Here is a 241-nt window from a genome sequence, read left to right as displayed (position 1 = left end):
CAGCGCGGCCCAGACCTCGTCGCGCGCCTCGTTGTGCGGCGTGCCCGGGTCGCGGGACTCGAACGCCTCCACCCAGTCGGACGCGGCGAGCCACACGTCAGCCCACGGCGTCTCGATCTCCATCCCTTCCTTCGGCGGCTCCTCGTAGAGGCCCACCGCGGGCTCGATCGCGTCCGCCAGTCGGGCGGACGCCTTCAGTTGCGCGACCTCCGGATCGACCTCGGTGTGCGCGCCCGCACCA

The 241-nt window shown here is 73.0% G+C and carries 1 pseudogene; it reads right to left on the bottom strand.

The annotated features are described in order from the left end of the window. Positions 1–241: pseudogene (locus BN358_RS26395) on the bottom strand (AAA family ATPase); the annotation flags it as partial.

This window comes from Sedimentibacter sp. B4 (assembly GCF_000309315.1).
Taxonomy (GTDB): domain Bacteria; phylum Bacillota; class Clostridia; order Tissierellales; family Sedimentibacteraceae; genus Sedimentibacter; species Sedimentibacter saalensis.
The sequence above is the reverse complement of the archived record's forward strand: the minus strand, read 5'-3'. Positions and strand labels throughout refer to the sequence as shown.